We start from the raw sequence: 16,547 nt of genomic DNA on the forward strand, positions 1-16,547 counted from the left end.
GGCGAGGAGCCGTCCCCAAGGCGTTTGGGACTTTACTGCTTTTCGCTGCGGCTAATGCCACTATCTACTGTTGTCACAAGCCGACGCAACACTGTTCCCCGGCTCGGGCCGGCAGCCTGCACGCAAAAGTTTGGGCCGATAGATGACTTTCAGCTTTCAGGCTGAGGGAACAGCGAAGCAGGCTTTGCCAACTGATCCGAATATATCTCACCAATATGGCTACGTGCCAGTCGCCGCGATGGTACCTGCGGCGAATAGGTTGCGGGAATCCTCAAGCGAAAATCTCATTCAACCGCTTCAGCAATTCTGCCGGGATCCATGGCTTTTGGACGCATAGCGCGTGGCGCATCGCCGGCTCGTCGGCGATGCCGCTGACATATCCCGTCATGACCACGAACGGGATGCCGACCCGGTTCAGCTCTTCCGCGACCGGAGTAGTCCTGTCGCCATCAAGGTTGCGATCGAGAATGACCGCCTCCGGTTTATCGCTTTTGATCAGGATGAGCGCCTCTTCGATGGTCGACGCGGCCCCGAGTACCACGCACCCCTGCATTTCCAGCAGATCCTCGACGTCCATGGCCACCAGGAGCTCATCCTCAACGATGAGAATCCGGCGGCCTTGCAACTCGGGACATTGAGGAAGCGCCACAGGTCTATCCGATGGGAAAGGTTATCACGGCAACACAACCACCGGACCCGAACTTCAGTTCCACCCCGCCCTGCAGTTCGAAGCGGGATGCACGCTCGATCAACTTTGTCCCGAAGCCCTTCTTCTTCGGCGGGGCGACTGCGGGCCCGCCACTTTCCGCCCAGCAGAATCGGACCGCCCGGCCCTGCTTTTCCGGCGTGATGCTCCACGACACGTCGAGACGGCCTTCGGGCGTCGATAAGGCGCCGTACTTGGCGGCATTGGTCGACAGCTCGTGCAGGATGAGCGACAATCCCAGCCCCTGCTTGGGCTTCAGATGAACCGCGGGCCCGTTAACGGAAATGACCTTTCCATCCTTGGTATCGTACGCGTCCAAGGCAGTCTCGACCAATTTCTTCATATCAGCCGATTGCCATTGGGTTGCCAGGAGCAGGCTGTGCGCATTGGCCAATGCATGGAGCCGGCCGATGAACGATTCGCGGAATTCCTCCACCGAGGTCATGCCCCGGCTGGTCTGGCTGGCGAGACCCTGGACGACGGCAAGCGTGTTTTTGACTCGGTGGCTGAGTTCCTGGGTCAGCATCTCGCGTTCGCTGTCCGCCTGTTTGCGGGCAGAGATGTCTTGGAACAACACGCCAACTTGGCGAAGCTCGGGCTCGCCGAATGGAAAAGCGTAAACTTCGAAGAACCGACCCAGCGCGTTCGCGGCAGATTCGAAGTGTTCCGCTTCGCGCGAGAGCGCGACACGCCCATAGGTCTCGAACCAGATCTCTTCATGGGCGGGCTCGATTTCACGCATAGTTCGCGCGCCGGGTTCGACGATGCCGCTCTGTTCAGAGAACGCTCGGTTGACTTCAAGGAAGCGGTAATCGGCGGGACGTTCCTCATCGAAGATCATCTCCAGAACGCAGAAACCCTGATCGATTGAGTCGAACAGCATCCGGTAACGTTTCTCGCTTTCGATCTCGCGCTGCTGGGCGCCGCGCAGACCGCTGATGTCGACAAAGCTCACCACCGCGCCTTCGATGCGGTCTTCGATGGTGCGATAGGGCCGTATCCGCATCATTAGCCAGCGTCCATCGGTGCTTTCGACCTCGGCCTCGATGGGCACTAAATCGCGCAGCACCTTGCGGATATCGTCCTCCATCCGGTTTTGCGAAAGCCTGTTGGTGAAATCGGTGATCGAGCGCCCAACATCGCTGTCGGTAATGTTGAACACCGCGGCGATCGGCGGAGTGAACATGCGGATGCGCAGCTTCTCGTCGAGGAACAGCGTGCCGATTTCGGTCGCGGCGGTCAGATTGCGTAAATCGCTGTGCGCACTCGAGATGCTCTCGAGCTTGCTCTTGAGTTCGGAATTTACCGTCTGCAGCTCTTCGTTCATCGACTGGAGCTCTTCTTTCGACGTCTCCAGTTCCTCGGCGGTCGAGCGATATTCCTCGTTGATCGATTGCAATTCCTCGTTCGCCGCGCGCAATTCCTGGATGGCGAATTCATGCTCGCCTCGGCTCCTCGACAGGCCCTCCTTGGCCCCCTTGAGCTCCGCATGGAGACGGCGGAATTCATCGGTCTTGGTCTCGGCGTGATCAGGCTCGTCCTCGTCGTCGTCGACGATCCCGCCATCAAGAAAGAACACCAGGGCCTGCTGCCCGGTGCCTTCGCCGGAGGCCGGGGACACGCTCATGGCAATACGCCGCGTCTCACCGCCGAACGTAACCGGCACAGCCAGGGTCAGCGTCGGCTGTTTCTGCTCGATCGCCCGGTCGACCGCGTGGCTGAGATCAAGGCGAAGCTCGGGCCGGACCACCGATGACAACCTTCCACTGAACGGCCCGCCCGAATGGTGGATGAATTTTCCTGCGCTCGGCGAGAGGTGTAGAATGTGATGCGCCTCGTCGACGAGGATGCTCGGCGGCGCCGCCCGCTCGATCGCTTCAGCATGCTGCGCTGAGGGACGATCATCGCGGCGGCCTAGCGATGCTGGTGTGGGTGCCGCGCCGACGGCACCAAGTCCCTGACCAAAATGCTGGTTCATGATCGGCAGCGAACGCATCGCGTTAGGCCGTGAACGATAAAGGCGCCCGTCGCGATTGATCGGCGTGAAGAGCTCGGAAGCCGCATCAGCCGTCTCGGCCGAGCCAAGAAAAAGATAGCGCTGCGAACGCAGCCCGTAATAGAAAACCGAGCAGAGCTTTTCCTGGAGCGATCGCTCCAGATAGATCAGCAAATTGCGGCAGCTGATAATATCGAGCCGCAAAAACGGCGGATCCTTAAGCACGCTGTGCGATGCGAACAGCACCATTTCGCGGATTTCCTGGCGTATCCGATACTGCGAGCCATCCTCCACGAAATAGCGCTGTAGTCGCTCGTCCGAGACGTCCGCCTCGATCGCATGAGGATAGAGGCCCTCGCGTGCGGTCGCCAAAGCCCCCTCGTCGAGATCGGTGGCGAAGATCTGCACGGGGAACGACATTTTTCGACGTGCAGCCTCCTCGGCGATCAGGATGGCGAGGCTGTACGCCTCCTCGCCCGTCGCGCAGCCCGGCACCCAGCAGCGCAGCCCTTCGTCGCCAAGATCGTCGAACAGTGGCTTGATCACTTGCTCAGCGAGGAGGTTGAAAGCGGAAGGATCGCGAAAGAATTGCGTCACCGAGATCAGCATGTCGCGGAACAGCTCGCCGGCCTCTTCGGGGTTCTCCTGCAGAAAAATGGCATATTCGGCCAAGCTCAGCAGTCGGCGAACCTGCATGCGGCGCAGGACACGCCGCATCACGGTCGCGCGCTTGTAGCTCGAAAAGTCGTGCCCGGTGCGTGAATGCAGGAAATTGACGATTCGGCGCAGGTCGTTGGCGGCGCCCTGCTCATCGAGCGAGCGCACGGCCTCCTTGCTGCGCGCGACTTCGGCGATGCGTTCGGCCAAGCCGGCGATCGGCGCGACGAAATCGGCAAGGCCCGTCGAGATCGCGCTGTGCGGCATCGAGGGGAACTCGGCCTCGGCAGGATCCTGGACGAAGATGACGCCGCCCGCTTCCTTCATGGCGGCGGCACCCTTGGCGCCGTCCGAGCCGGCGCCAGTGAGGATCACGGCCAGACCGTCGCCGCGACCTTCCGCCACCGAGCGGAACAGCATGTCGATCGGCGCCCGGCTACCGCGCGGCTGGGTGAACGGCCGGGCGTGGATATTATCGCCTTCGATTACCAGTTCCCGGTCAGGCGCGATGACATAGACGCAATTCGGCTTGAGCTTGGGCGTATCCTGGACCTGATGCACAGACATCTCAGTCACCGAGCCAAGGATGTCGGTCATTGCGCTCGGCTGGTCGGGGGCAAGGTGAAGAATGACGACATACGCCAGCCCGAGATCGTCGGGTATGTCGCGAAACAGCGCCTGAAGAGCCTTTACGCCGCCAGCGGATGCGCCGATGCCGCAAATCGGCGTGTAAGGGATCTTCGTATCCTTGAGCATGCCCACCCTATCCGAAGCGTCTCGTTCCGAGGATGCGACGTTGAACCTTAGCCGCCTGCTAGTCAAATACCTCGACAGTTCCAGCAACGCGTCCAAATCCATGTAAACAAACATATTTCCGCAGCTGAGCGGCGTTGCCAGCGTACAACGCGGGCGACAAGAGGCGCACGAGTGTCTGATTCCGGCACCCCCGTGAACCCAGTCGAACGGCGTAAATTCGGCGCGCGCGGACTGGCCGTTTCCGCGGGCGAATGGCGGGTTCGAGCAGAGCCGGACATTCACATGCTCGGCAACGAATGGCGAAAGTTGGTCGTTAGCTGTCGCTCAGGCGGCGCGCTCGCGAAGGGCTGCTATCGCTTTCTCGCCTTTCGAAGGCGGACGGACCGTTGCCGGCCCAAATATCCCCGTCTATGTGGCTCCCCACCGTGAGGATGCACATACTCATCGAGGGCATGTCAGTCATTGTTCATCGTTTCATGATCGAAGCTTGCGAGAAGGTTAGCCGCCCATTCAAGATCGGCGCCGTGGAGGAAGGATTCGGCGAATTCCCCCTGGCCGCCCTCAGCGACCATTGCGTCAATTCGTTTTTGCGTGGCCGGGTCGGAGGCCCCGCAGAGCGCGAGCGCGACCGGACCGAGGCCGGCTTCGAACAGCCGGTTGCCGCGCGCCGATTGAAGGTAATATTGCCGTTTGGGCATTGCGCAACTGATGAGTTCGATCTGGCGCGAGCTTAGCCCGAACCGCTCATAGGCCTCGCGGCTTTGCGGTTCGATGGCGCGATCGTTGGGTAGGAAAATCCGCTGCGGGCAGCTTTCGATGATGGCCGGAGCGATGCTGCTCGATGCGATGTCGGCGAGGCTTTGGGTCGCAAACACGACCGCAACATTCTTCTTGCGCAGTACCTTGAGCCACTCACGGATGCGCGCGGCAAACAGGGGATGATCGAGGAAGACCCAGGCCTCATCGAGGATCAGCAAGGTCGGCCTGCCGTCGAACCGCTCCTCGAGCCGATGGAATAGATAGGTCAGCACCGGCGCGACCACCCCCGCCTGCCCCATCAACGCCTCGGTCTCGAAACATTGCACGTCGGCAAAAGCAAGGTTTTGCTCGGCGGCGTCGAGCAGGCGACCATAGGGTCCGTCGAGCGTATAGGCACCGAGCGCGATCCGCAGCGCGTTCGACTGGAGAAGAAGCACAAGCCCCGTCAACGTCCGCTCTTCGGGCGGCGCCGATGCCAGGCTGCCGAGCGCGGACCATAAAGCGTCCTTGACCTCGGGCGTCACCAGTACCCTTTCGTGCGCGAGCAAAGCTGCGACCCATTCCGCCGCCCAGCTCCGCTCGGTCGGGTCGTCGATCCGGCGAAGCGGTTGAAAGGCAAGCGTCTCACCGGCATCCGCGCCCAGCCCCAGCGCATGATGCGCACCGCCCATTGCCAGCACGGCGGCGCGCGCGGAAAAACCCTTGTCGAAAAGATAGACTTGGCTGTCGCGGTAGCGCCGGAACTGCAGCGCGATCAGCGCCAGCAGAACCGATTTGCCTGCACCCGTCGGCCCGACCACCAGCATGTGCCCGACATCGCCGACATGCGTCGAGAGACGAAACGGCGTCGATCCCGCGGTGCTGGCATAGAGCAAGGGCGGGCCACCCAGATGATCGTTGCGCGCCGGGCCGGCCCAGACGCTCGATAGCGGCACCAGGTGCGCAAGATTGAGCGTGTGGACGAGCGGTTGCCGGACATTGGCATAGGTCTGGCCGGGCAGCGACGACAGCCACGCCTCGACCGCATTGACGCCTTCGCGGATCGTGGTGAAGCCCAATCCGTTGACGATCCGCTCGACCGCCCGGACCTTCTCCTCGACCCGCCCGCGGTTTGCATCGGCGACGGTGATCGTGGCGGTCAGGTAACCGAACGCGACGCTGTCGGCGCCGAGCGCCTGGAGCGCGAGGTCGGCATCGACGACCTTGTTGTCGGCATCGCTGTCGAGGAGCTGGGCCGGCTGGTTGTAGAGCACTTCGCGTAGCATCGCGGTGACCGACTTGCGCTTGTTAAACCATTGCCGGCGCAGCCCGGTCAGCACCTTGGTCGCGTCCGACTTGTCGAGTGCGATGAAGCGCGTGACCCAGCGATAGCCGAACGCTTCGTGGTTGAGCGCGTCGAGGATCCCGGGCCGGCTCAGCGCCGGAAAGCCGAGCACAGTCAGCGTGCGCAGATGCCGGTCGCCGAGCATAGGCTCGAGCCCCCCGGTGAGCGGCGTATCGGGGAGCACGGCATCAAGGTACATCGGGGTCGCCGGCACCGCCACATCCTGGTGGCGATGCGAGATCGTCCCGTGGAGATAGGCGAGCGTCGCGGCATCGTCGAGCGCGACCACTTCGGGCATGAACCCCGACAGGAGATCGAGCGCGCGATCGGTCTCGGCGACGAACTGCGCGAGCGCGGCGCGCCAGTCCCTGCCCTGCTCGCCGCCAGGCCGGTCGACCAGCGAACGGCCCGCGGCCTCGACCTGATCGGCGGGCGAGAGCCATGTGAAGGTCAGATGATAGCGGCTCTCGAAATGCTCGCCCTCGGCCATGAAGCCGGCGCGGCGCTCCTCATCGACCAGCCAGCTCGCGGCGTCGGGAAAATCGCTGGTCGGATAGGCCGCAGCCTCCCGCCGCTCCGCCTCGAAAAACAGCGCCCAGCCGGTGCCGAACCGCCGGAACACGTTGTTGGCGCGTGCGCAGACCGACACCAGTTCGACTTCGGTCGCGGATTCAAGATCAGGCCCGCGAAAGCGGAAGCTGCGCTGGAAGCTGCCGTCCTTGTTGAGCACGATGCCGGGCGCGACCAACGCCGCCCAGGGAAGATGGTCGGCCAGCCGGTCGGTGCGGCGGCGATATTCGGCGAGGTTCAGCACGCGAGATAGCCTTTCTGACGCAAGTGGCGGATCAGGACCGGTGCGAAGTCGGGGTCGCGGCGCGCGGCGAAGACCGCGATGCTGTGGCCCGCGAGCCAGAGCACCAGCCCGGCGATCCATTGCTGCAGGCCAAGGCCGACCGCAGCGGCGATGGTCCCGTTGACGATCGCGATGCCCCGCGGCGCGCCGCCGAGCAGGATCGGCGAGCCGAGGCTGGCGTGGATCGGCACTTCGAAGCCGTCGATATGTTCGCCGGGCCCCGGATGGTTCTGGCCGATCATACGAGCAGCGCCCCGCCGCCGAAGCTGAAGAAGGACAGGAAGAAGCTCGACGCGGCGAAGGCGATCGACAGGCCGAAGACGATCTGGATGAGCCGGCGGAAACCACCTGCGGTCTCGCCGAACGCCAGCGTCAGGCCGGTCGTGATGATGATCATCACCGCGACGATCTTGGCGACCGGGCCCTGGACGCTCTCGAGCACCTGCTGGAGCGGCTGCTCCCACGGCATGCCCGATCCCGCGGCCCAGGCTTGCCCGGCGACAAAGAGCGCGGCGACTGCCGGAGCAACAATAATTCGATCGGTGCGAACACGAGGAATTTGAAACAGATGCATGATCATTCTCCTTGGGGTTTGGAAGAATCGAGAAGGTCGACGAGGCCGTAATTGCCGTCCGGATCGAGACCGGCGACGCGCATGATCGAGGCGACGCGGCGATCGACGCCGCGGCCAGAGATGAAGACGATGAGGTCGATCGCCTCGGCGATCAGCCGCCGCGGCACGGTCACCACCGCTTCCTGGACAAGCTGCTCGAGCCGGTAGAGCGCCGCCATCGCGCTGTTGGCATGGACCGTGGCGATGCCGCCGGGGTGCCCGGTGTTCCACGCCTTGAGCATGTCGAGCGCCTCGGGTCCGCGCACCTCGCCGACGATGATGCGATCGGGCCGCAGGCGAAGCGTCGAGCGGACGAGATCGGTCATCGACACCACGCCCGGCCTGGTGCGTAGTGCTACGGTGTCGGGCGCCGGGCTTTGCAACTCGCGCGTGTCCTCGATCAGGATCACGCGGGCGTCGATCCAGGAGAGTTCGGCGAGCAACGCGTTGGCGAGCGTGGTCTTGCCCGAGCTGGTGCCGCCGGCGACCAGGATGTTGTCGCGCTGCACGACCGCCGCCTTGAGCCGGTCGGCGGCGACCTCGCTCATCAATCCGTCGGCGACATAATCGTCGAGGGTGTAGAGCCGCTCGGCGGGTTTGCGGATCGAGAAACACGGGCCGGTCGCGACCGGCGGCAGCACGCCTTCGAAGCGCTCGCCGGCGCGCCCTTCGAGATGCGGCGGCAGTTCGGCCGAGACGATCGGCGCCTCGCCATGCACCTCGGCGCGGGCATGGCTGGCGACGAGCCGGATGATCCGCTCGATCTGCTCGGGGTCGAGCCGGACATGGGTATCGACCCTCCCCTCGCCCAAGATATCGACGCGCAGCGCCCCGTCCGGGTTGACCATGATCTCGATGACGCGGGGATCGGACATCGCTGCGGCGATCGCCGGCCCCATTGCAGTACGCAGCATCGCGCGTCGTCGGTCGGCGGAGAGCGTACCGGTCACCGGCTGCCCTCCGGATCGGCGGTGATCGTCCGACGCCCCGCAGCGATTTGGCGACCCACCTGAGTCACAAACGCCTCGAACCGCTTGGCCGCGATCGCGCGGCCCGCAGCGTCGTTCTCGGCAAGCGGCGCGTGGATGGCGAGTTCGTAACGGACAAACAGCGCCAGCGTCTCAAGCAGGATATGACCGTCGCGTTCGATGCGGCCGAGTGCGGTGGTCATACGATCGAGCCTGAGCCCGAACCGATCGTCGAGTTCGGACGTCCCGCGCCGGTCGAGCCAGGCCGTCACCGCATCGGCCAGGATTGCTGACTTGGAAGCACCCGGCCTGGCGGCCAGCGCTTCGAGCCGATCACTGATCGGCCCGGGCAGAAACAGCTGGTGGCGGATCTTGTCGGCCATCGTCACAGGCCCAGCTGCAGATCGCCGGGCCGGGCGCTGCCGGCGTCGATCGCATAGACGGCGCGCGCAGTGCCCAGTGCCTGCGCCTGATCCATTGCTCGTTTGTCGCCGGCGGCGTCCGGTTCATCATCGCCCAGTCCGAGCGGATCGGCGGTTACAGGCTCGGGATCGGCTGGTTTGTCGATCTCGTGGCCCGGGTTTCGCGCCTGTTCCAGGCCGCCGGCGGCACCTTCGGCGCTATCCTGTTCCTCGACCGCACGCAGTCGAGCGTCGATACCGCGGACGACGCCGCGCCAATCATCGCCACGCGCCGGCGGGCGATCGGCATAGTCACCATGGCTGAGCGCCGGTGGCGGCAGCACGCGGCGCGTGAATGTCCGGTCCTCGAAATAACGCAGCTTCCTGGCGCGAATCGGCGGCGTGCCGGAGACCAGCACCAGCTCATCGGTCGGCGGCAGCTGCATCACCTCGCCGGGTGTCAGCAGCGCGCGCGCGGTCTCCTGGCGACTGACCATGACATGCGCGAGCCAAGGCGCGAGCCGATGCCCGGCATAGTTGCGCATCGCGCGCTGCTCGGTCGCGGTGCCGAGCGCGTCGGAGATGCGTTTCCCCGTCCGCTCGTCGTTGGTCGCAAAGGCGACGCGGACATGGCAATTGTCGAGGATCGAATTGTGCTCTCCGTAAGCCTTCTCGATTTGATTGAGGCTCTGGGCGATCAGGAAAGCGCGCACGCCGTAGCCGGCCATGAAGGCGAGCGAGGTCTCGAAAAAATCGAGACGACCCAAAGCCGGGAATTCGTCGAGCATCATCAGCAACCGGTGCCGACCCGGCTGATTGTCGGCGTGAAGGTGCTCGGTGAGGCGGCGACCGATCTGGTTCAGCACGAGGCGGATCAGTGGTTTGGTGCGGCTGATGTCGGAGGGCGGGACGACCAGATAGAGCGACACCGGCGACTTGCCCTCGACCAGATCAGCGATGCGCCAATCTGAGCGCGACGTGACCTCGGCGACGGTTGGATCGCGGTACAGGCCGAGGAACGACATCGCGGTCGAGAGCACGCCCGACCGCTCGTTATCGGACTTGTTGAGCACCTCGCGAGCAGCTGACGCCACGACCGGGTGGACCTGTGGCGCATCGGGGGTGCCGAGATGATTGGTGGTCATCATCTGGCGGAGCGTCGCCGTGAACGGCCGCTGCGGATCAGACAGGAAGGTCGCGACGCGTGCGAGGGTCTTTTCCTCCTCGGCATAGAGGACATGAAGAATCGTGCCGACCAGTAGCGAGTGGCTGGTCTTTTCCCAATGATTGCGGCGCTCGAGCGCGCCTTCGGGATCGACCAGGATATCGGCGATGTTCTGGACGTCGCGCACCTCGTCGGCGCCGCGACGGACCTCAAGCAGCGGGTTGTAGCGCGCCGAGCGGGCATCGGTCGGATTGAACAGCAGGCAATGCGAGAAGCGCGACCGCCAGCCGGCCGTCAGGGTCCAGTTCTCGCCCTTGATGTCATGAACGACCACAGAACCGGTCCAACTGAGCAAGGTCGGCACGACCAGGCCGACGCCCTTGCCCGAGCGCGTCGGCGCAAACGCCATGATGTGTTCGGGGCCATCGTGGCGCAGATACTGGGGGCCGATACGCCCCAGAAAGACGCCGGCCTCGCCGAACAGTCCGGCGCGGCGAATCTCGGTAGCCGATGCCCAGCGCGCTGAGCCATAGGTAGTGACGTTGCGGCGTTGGCGCGCACGCCACAGCGACCCGAACACCGCCGCGCCGCAGCCGACGAAACCGCTGACGGCCGCCATCGCGCCGGCCTTGTCGAACACTGCCGGAGCGTAGGCGTCGTAATGGAACCACCAGCCGAACAGAGCCCAGGGCCGGTAGATCGGACGGCCTAAGGCCTGGAACCAAGCCGGACCCAACTCGGGCTGGTAAGCCAGCTCGGCCGCGGCCCATTGGGTGGCGAACCACATACCCGCGAGCACAATCGCGAACACGACGAGGATTTGGCCGATAAGGAGCTTTGTCGGAGTCATGCGGGCCTCCACCCGCACGAGAATCAGCGAGCGCGGGCTCGGCTGCTAGATTCGGCGATAGGGAAGCCTGGCGTCAGAGCCTTTCTGGGGAAGCCAGCTGCAGATTGGGGGACGCTCGATCGCGTTTCTCGCTTGGCACTCCGGAAGCAAATAGCTTGATCACATCGGGACATATTGCAGCCGAGTCTGAAACGTCTTTACCATCTCCGGATTCCGGGTTGGCTGGAGCAGCAACGGTATTGGCTGCCTTCGTTTCTTGTCGGACGAACCGGTGCGAACGAAGCTCCTCAACCAGTTCAGCTTCCCAACCGTTGACTAGGTCCCCTGACTTGAGAAACGCCTCGCCGACCGCAATAAGATAGCGCTCCTCGTCATTTTTGAACAATTCCTCGGGTCGCCATTGGACTCCGGTAATCGCGCCCTCAGGCACCAACTCAAGAATCAGATCCAGATTGCAAGCGCGGCCGTTGCGTTTGGCATGATCGCTCTCATTCTCGCTGTGAACGATGGTGTAGCCCAAGGGGCGAAATCCAGATGATCGCAGCGCGGCAAACAGATTCACCCATGCTGCGGGCTCGCGGTTGGCATAGCTGAACAAGAGCCGACCCCGCGGCTTCAACACGCGGCGTAGCTCGCGAAACACCCTTTGGAGCGCGCCGCGATATGCCTTGTGGCCGCTTAGCCGGGCCGAATGAGGGATTGCCACAGCCTCCCCTAACAGACGGGAACGGGTGAGCTTGGCCCAAGCGCGAAGTGGCAGCGACAGCTCGTGATACTGCACGTCGTCATGATAGGGAGGATCCGTCAGCACGACGTCGACAGAAGCGTCAGGAAGAAGCAGCGTTTCTGAGCTTCCCGAGACGATGTTCACCACGCCATGGGCATCAGCAACATTATTAGGATGATCTGCCCGCCAACCGGCAACGGGAGAATCGATCGCGTGCGCGACAAACCAGTCGGCAGCCTTTTCAAACGATCTGAGTCGTCGGCGCAGAGTTCCGCGGCCATGCAGGCCGACACCGATCACATTGGGTTCGGCCGCGAGCGTCGTCAGGTTGAAGCGGTGCGACGCCATACTCTCATAGCTCTTGAGGTAGAATCTATCCCAGCGCGACAGATGGCCCGCCATCTCTGCCGTGCCTAGAATCGCCATCATGACGGCGCGTCGGCTCTCCTCGCTCTCACAGGTGTTGCGGGCGAGGGTTAATAGCTGTTCGAGTACATATCGTTGGCGGCTGGGATAGAGATCGGACCACGACAAAAAGCCGTGTCGGCGCAGCACGCGCGTTTCAGTTGCTTCGGGAATCATCCCGAGACGACGCTTTGGCTTCCAGCTCCCAGTGTCGGCTTGGCGCACCTCGGCGGCGGTCGGGACGCTCAGTTCTCGACGCTTGCCGTCCGAGCGTTCGACCAGCACCAACTCCCATTCCCAAGGCTGTGCACTAGCACGCATTTGGAGCGTTTCTTGCTTCTGACACTGGGGGCAGGTGACCAGTCTTCCTGGCTGATACCTTTGTGCGGGATCAACCGCACTGCCGCATTCGGGACACGGCTGTGTAACCGACCCATCGCCCTCGAACAGATGGCCGTTGTGACATGCAAGGAAAGCCCCGCTTTGCGCGCGTTCCTTACGGCGCTTCAGGGTGACAAGCGCGTGAGGAAACAAACGGTGAGAGTGACCACAGTCCGAGCAACGCGATCGGACCACACGGATCGACTGCGAAACTTCGGCTGGTGCACCATCAGAGAAGTTGGTCCCATAAGCCCGCATGGCCAGGGAATGGGCGGACGTGCACAGTGCTTCACCCGCTCGTAAAATTGCATCGCGGGGAGGGAGGCTGAGCATGGCGAGCAGGCCCTCAGCCACCCAAGGATTGAGGTCTTGGGCATACACCGAATGCCCGCGTTTGAGCGCCGCCAGAGCAATCACACCGCCACCAACAAAGGGATCGGCAACCAGTAGATGATCGCCCAGCTCTAAGCCGACAGCTTCGAGTAAGGCGCCGTTGACTGCCTCGGTCCGCCGCGCCCACCAGCGATAGACACTAATCGGCGGCAAATGCTGTTCGCGGTTGCGGGTCTCAATTCGCACAGCGGCACTGACAGCTTCCTGATTGATATGCGATAGCGCACTGTTCAAAGGCTTTGTGGTCATGATCGCTGTACTGGCCCTTGCCCGGCATCGTCGCCGCGCAGGTGGGCGAAAAGTGCCGCAAGATCGTCCGGCGCGATGACTTCTTCATAGTCGTCGTCATCGGGAAGCGCCATCGTCGCAATCGCATCGTCACTCAGTATCGCGCCGAGGCGCCGCGCCTTCACGTCAACACGATTGTCGACCGTTACATCGACCGTGCCGGTGGTGACGAGGAAGGTGATTCGCGTCTCGACGCCAGGATCCATTCCGAGACGATGAATACGATCAATGCTCTGAAGATAATGGCCCGCATTGAAAGTACGATCGAGATACACAGCATCGTGGCAATGATGGTGGAGGCTTACCCCTTCACTCGTTGCAGCTGGGTTGGCAATCAGAACAGCGCATGAGGGATCGTGCCGAAAGCGGTGGAGCTCCGCTTCGCGAGTGCGAGGTGCATTGGGCGCAGTTATTTCAGAGGGTATTCCCCCGTGGATGATCGCCGGACGAAGCGCTCTAAATGCCTCCTCGAGCAATTCGATGTTGGTCACAAAATTTGTCCAAACGAGTGTCTTTCGACCAAGCGCGGCGTTGTCGCGTACAAGTTGCGACAACACGACGAACTTCGGCGGATTCTCGTATTCCGGGTAGTCAGCAATCAAAGCTGCGAGATTGGAATCGCGCGGAATGGTCGAGAGAGGGAAGCGCGGGCGCGCAGTCACGGGATCGGGACGCTTTCCGAAAGGCAGCAAACCCGGGTTGGTCGCCGCTTCCAGAAGATACATGGTGATTTGTCCCATGCGCGCCAGAGCTGTGCGTTCCCCACGTGAGACCGATAGCTGACCTGCATATTGGTTACGAAGCGCGTGGTAGATATCGCCTTGCAGTCCCTCGAGGGCCACCTCGACAACTCTGAAAATTGGCTTGGGGAGAGCAAGATCGGCCTTGGTGGTTCGCACGAACAGAGGACGGATCGCCGCACCAGTTTGGGTGGCCAAGTTCGGTGGCTGCGCTCTGTTGAAAACCGCTGGCGGCAAGATACGCCGAGCTTGAGTCGGCCAAGCGAAATCCAAAATGGCGTCAAGATCGCGTAGGCTTTGAGGCGCGGGCGTGCCCGTCAACACGTCACGCCGGGCGGCGAGATAGGCAAGCTGAAGGCTGGCGCGTCCCCATTGTCCGGACCAGCCTCGTTTCATCCTGTGCGCCTCATCGAGAACGACATGGCACTTGCCTGCCTGCGCCCATCGCGCCAAGCGGGGGTAGGCGGAGGTCAGCCGTTGGTAGTTGACTAAACAGACTTCGACCGTCGCTGGAATCACCCGAGCGTCGAGCCGATGGACGTTGGGCGATACTTCGAAGCAAGCTTCCGCTTCCCCCATCCAGGCATCGAAAGCCGAAAGGGGCGCAACAACAAGCAGCCGATCAACACGACCCGCCAAGCGCTCCGCTTCGTACAGAGCGTATGTTACGGTCGTCTTGCCCGCCCCGGGGATCGAAAAATTCGCACCGTTCGGCAGCGCGAGGAGCTTGCCCAGATCTCGAATTTGGAATGGCCGAAGGTCGCGCGTGAAACGCCCTGACTCCAAGCGCGCGAGTACTGCCTGCTCATCGAGCGGTGACAGGTTGCGCATCACCTCCCCGAGAGAGTTTCTCTCTCGTCGAGACTGACCGACCAACGCCAAGGTCGCATCGTCCCAATCGATACTGGTCTCAAAGCGACGACAGTAACCCGCCAGCCAGTCGAGGTTGGACAGGAACGCCTCGACCGGAACGACAATCGAGCTGTCGGGCTTGCCGGCGGTTCCCCATTCCGCCAAGATCTTGCCCCACAGGACATTGCTTACCTCTGCGTCGCGCGAGACTGCGAGGCGGTTCGCACCTTTCGAAACGATTGTCAGGCGCGCGGTCACGACCCAGCCGTATCCTCATCCATGACGGCCATCAGTGCATCGTATGCGGTACCAAGATCGGCGACCGCCGAACGCATCCGATCAAGGTCGAATTCTGGGTGGCTATTAACCTCACGGAAGGCCTCTATGGCGGCCTGAGTTTGTTTGGTTGCCTTTCGTATCAGGTCGCGGGGCCGATTGAGCAAATCGCCCGCCTCGCGTTCGAGACGGACGTCTTCGGCAGCACCTTCGATTGCCGAGAGCAATTCGCTGCAAAAATAGCCGCGTTGCAGTTCTCGCCGCTCGCCGTCATTGGTGGTGAGTGCAACCACCTCTTCATCGACGGATCGCGTGAGGAGGTCGAGAAGGGGTGCCGAAGATCGTTTGGATGGTTCGTCCGAAACCGGAGTGCTATCTTCGAGAATATCGAGACCGCTGAGTTCGACCGTTCCGCTCGGCTCCACCGCGAGTGTCAAGGTCTCGACGTGAGGGCTGAGACCTGGCCGATCCTCCATCGCCGGAATCAGATACTTATCGAGAAAGTCGGCGCCAATTTCACGGAGCTCACGGTAGCCGGCACCCGTCAGCAAGCCCACTAGGCGAGCGTTGCGAAGTTCCTGTGCCGCGCCGTGATCGCTATTTTTCAGGCGCTCAATCTCCTCGTCCAGTTCCATCAAGGCCTGGCGGTTGCTGTCGAAATACACGATCTTGAGCTTACCCGCGCTCATGTGCTGAACTTCCCGGATGATCGAAAGCATCCGCAGATAGCTGTTAGCCTGTTCCGCCTTCCGCGCTACCGCTCTCGAATCGGATGCTGAGGCCCATGCCATTTCGGTGGCAATCTGTTCCGGAGTGAAGTGATACTGCTTCACGAGATCTTCGATGAAGAGGAGTTCATTCGTGAACGTATAATCACTGTGAAAGTCGCGCTTCATCTGAAGGCGCAATTCGAGTCGATCAATTTCTTCGTGGCTTGCGTCAGCTGGCAAAACGGCCGCGCGAACGTACCGCGCGCCGTTATCGCGCAAGGCTACACAACGCGTATTGGCATTTACGAGCAACCCGGTGGCGGTCACTACGCCCGGCTCGATTTGTCCGACATCGGCGAGATTTGCTCTCAGATCATGGAATTCGTTGGCACCGCGCAACAACTCCGCGATCGCCGCCTGTGCTTCTTCCGTGAATGGATCGACTTCAATCAAGTCCTTGGCGGGCGAAGATTCGAGCTGGGCGCGAATTCGGTGACTGCGCGGATTGAGGACAACCTTCTCAACCGGCAGCTCAACCACAGTGGCGAATATTTCCCTTGTTCGCCACCCAATGCGAACGCGCTCCGCGTTCGACTTCCCGTCGGCTTCGGCCAGCGCCTTGGCGATCAGTTCAATGCGTTCGTTTTGTGCAGGCGATTCCATTACTCGATTGCCCCCTTCGCCGCATTTATGGCTAAACGCACTGACATTAATAGGGGGAAGGCTC

The 16,547-nt window shown here is 62.3% G+C and carries 11 protein-coding genes; all 11 read right to left on the reverse strand.

Annotated elements, in window-relative coordinates:
* Positions 1–271 precede the first annotated feature (271 nt).
* The 11 genes from ACRECS_RS23325 to ACRECS_RS23375 all read right to left on the reverse strand — a co-directional run bounded on the left by ACRECS_RS23325 (position 272) and on the right by ACRECS_RS23375 (position 16,483).
* A complete protein-coding gene (locus ACRECS_RS23325) occupies positions 272–649 on the reverse strand; it encodes a response regulator (protein ID WP_431585356.1) in 378 nt (125 codons plus the stop codon).
* 4 nt (positions 650–653) lie between these two features.
* Positions 654–4,115: a chemotaxis protein CheB gene (locus ACRECS_RS23330; protein ID WP_431585357.1), complete on the reverse strand. Its 3,462-nt coding sequence runs from the start codon at positions 4,113–4,115 to the stop codon at positions 654–656.
* 455 nt (positions 4,116–4,570) lie between these two features.
* Complete coding sequence (gene trbE, locus ACRECS_RS23335; protein ID WP_431585358.1) at positions 4,571–7,012, reverse strand: conjugal transfer protein TrbE; 2,442 nt, start codon at positions 7,010–7,012, stop codon at positions 4,571–4,573.
* A complete protein-coding gene (locus tag ACRECS_RS23340; RefSeq protein WP_431585359.1) occupies positions 7,006–7,293 on the reverse strand; it encodes a VirB3 family type IV secretion system protein in 288 nt (95 codons plus the stop codon). Before ACRECS_RS23340 ends, trbE begins: the two co-directional genes overlap by 7 nt.
* Entirely contained in the window at positions 7,290–7,631 is a 342-nt protein-coding gene (locus ACRECS_RS23345) for a TrbC/VirB2 family protein (protein WP_431585360.1), read from the reverse strand. The genes ACRECS_RS23340 and ACRECS_RS23345 overlap by 4 nt, the downstream gene beginning before the upstream one ends.
* Entirely contained in the window at positions 7,628–8,614 is a 987-nt protein-coding gene (gene trbB, locus ACRECS_RS23350; protein WP_431585361.1) for a P-type conjugative transfer ATPase TrbB, read from the reverse strand. Before trbB ends, ACRECS_RS23345 begins: the two co-directional genes overlap by 4 nt.
* Positions 8,611–9,015, reverse strand: coding sequence for a CopG family transcriptional regulator (locus tag ACRECS_RS23355; protein WP_431585362.1), 405 nt, complete (start codon positions 9,013–9,015; stop codon positions 8,611–8,613). The genes trbB and ACRECS_RS23355 overlap by 4 nt, the downstream gene beginning before the upstream one ends.
* Before the next feature lie 2 nt (positions 9,016–9,017).
* Entirely contained in the window at positions 9,018–11,048 is a 2,031-nt protein-coding gene (locus ACRECS_RS23360) for a conjugal transfer protein TraG (RefSeq protein WP_431585363.1), read from the reverse strand.
* 73 nt (positions 11,049–11,121) lie between these two features.
* Positions 11,122–13,203, reverse strand: coding sequence for a hypothetical protein (locus ACRECS_RS23365; protein ID WP_431585364.1), 2,082 nt, complete (start codon positions 13,201–13,203; stop codon positions 11,122–11,124).
* Positions 13,200–15,092 carry a DEAD/DEAH box helicase gene (locus tag ACRECS_RS23370; RefSeq protein WP_431585365.1) on the reverse strand — a complete coding sequence of 631 codons (1,893 nt, stop codon included), beginning with the start codon at positions 15,090–15,092 and terminating at the stop codon, positions 13,200–13,202. Before ACRECS_RS23370 ends, ACRECS_RS23365 begins: the two co-directional genes overlap by 4 nt.
* A complete protein-coding gene (locus ACRECS_RS23375) occupies positions 15,089–16,483 on the reverse strand; it encodes a hypothetical protein (protein ID WP_431585366.1) in 1,395 nt (464 codons plus the stop codon). The genes ACRECS_RS23370 and ACRECS_RS23375 overlap by 4 nt, the downstream gene beginning before the upstream one ends.
* Positions 16,484–16,547 lie beyond the last annotated feature (64 nt).

This window comes from Sphingomonas sp., from assembly GCF_050725575.1.
Classification (GTDB): domain Bacteria; phylum Pseudomonadota; class Alphaproteobacteria; order Sphingomonadales; family Sphingomonadaceae; genus Sphingomonas.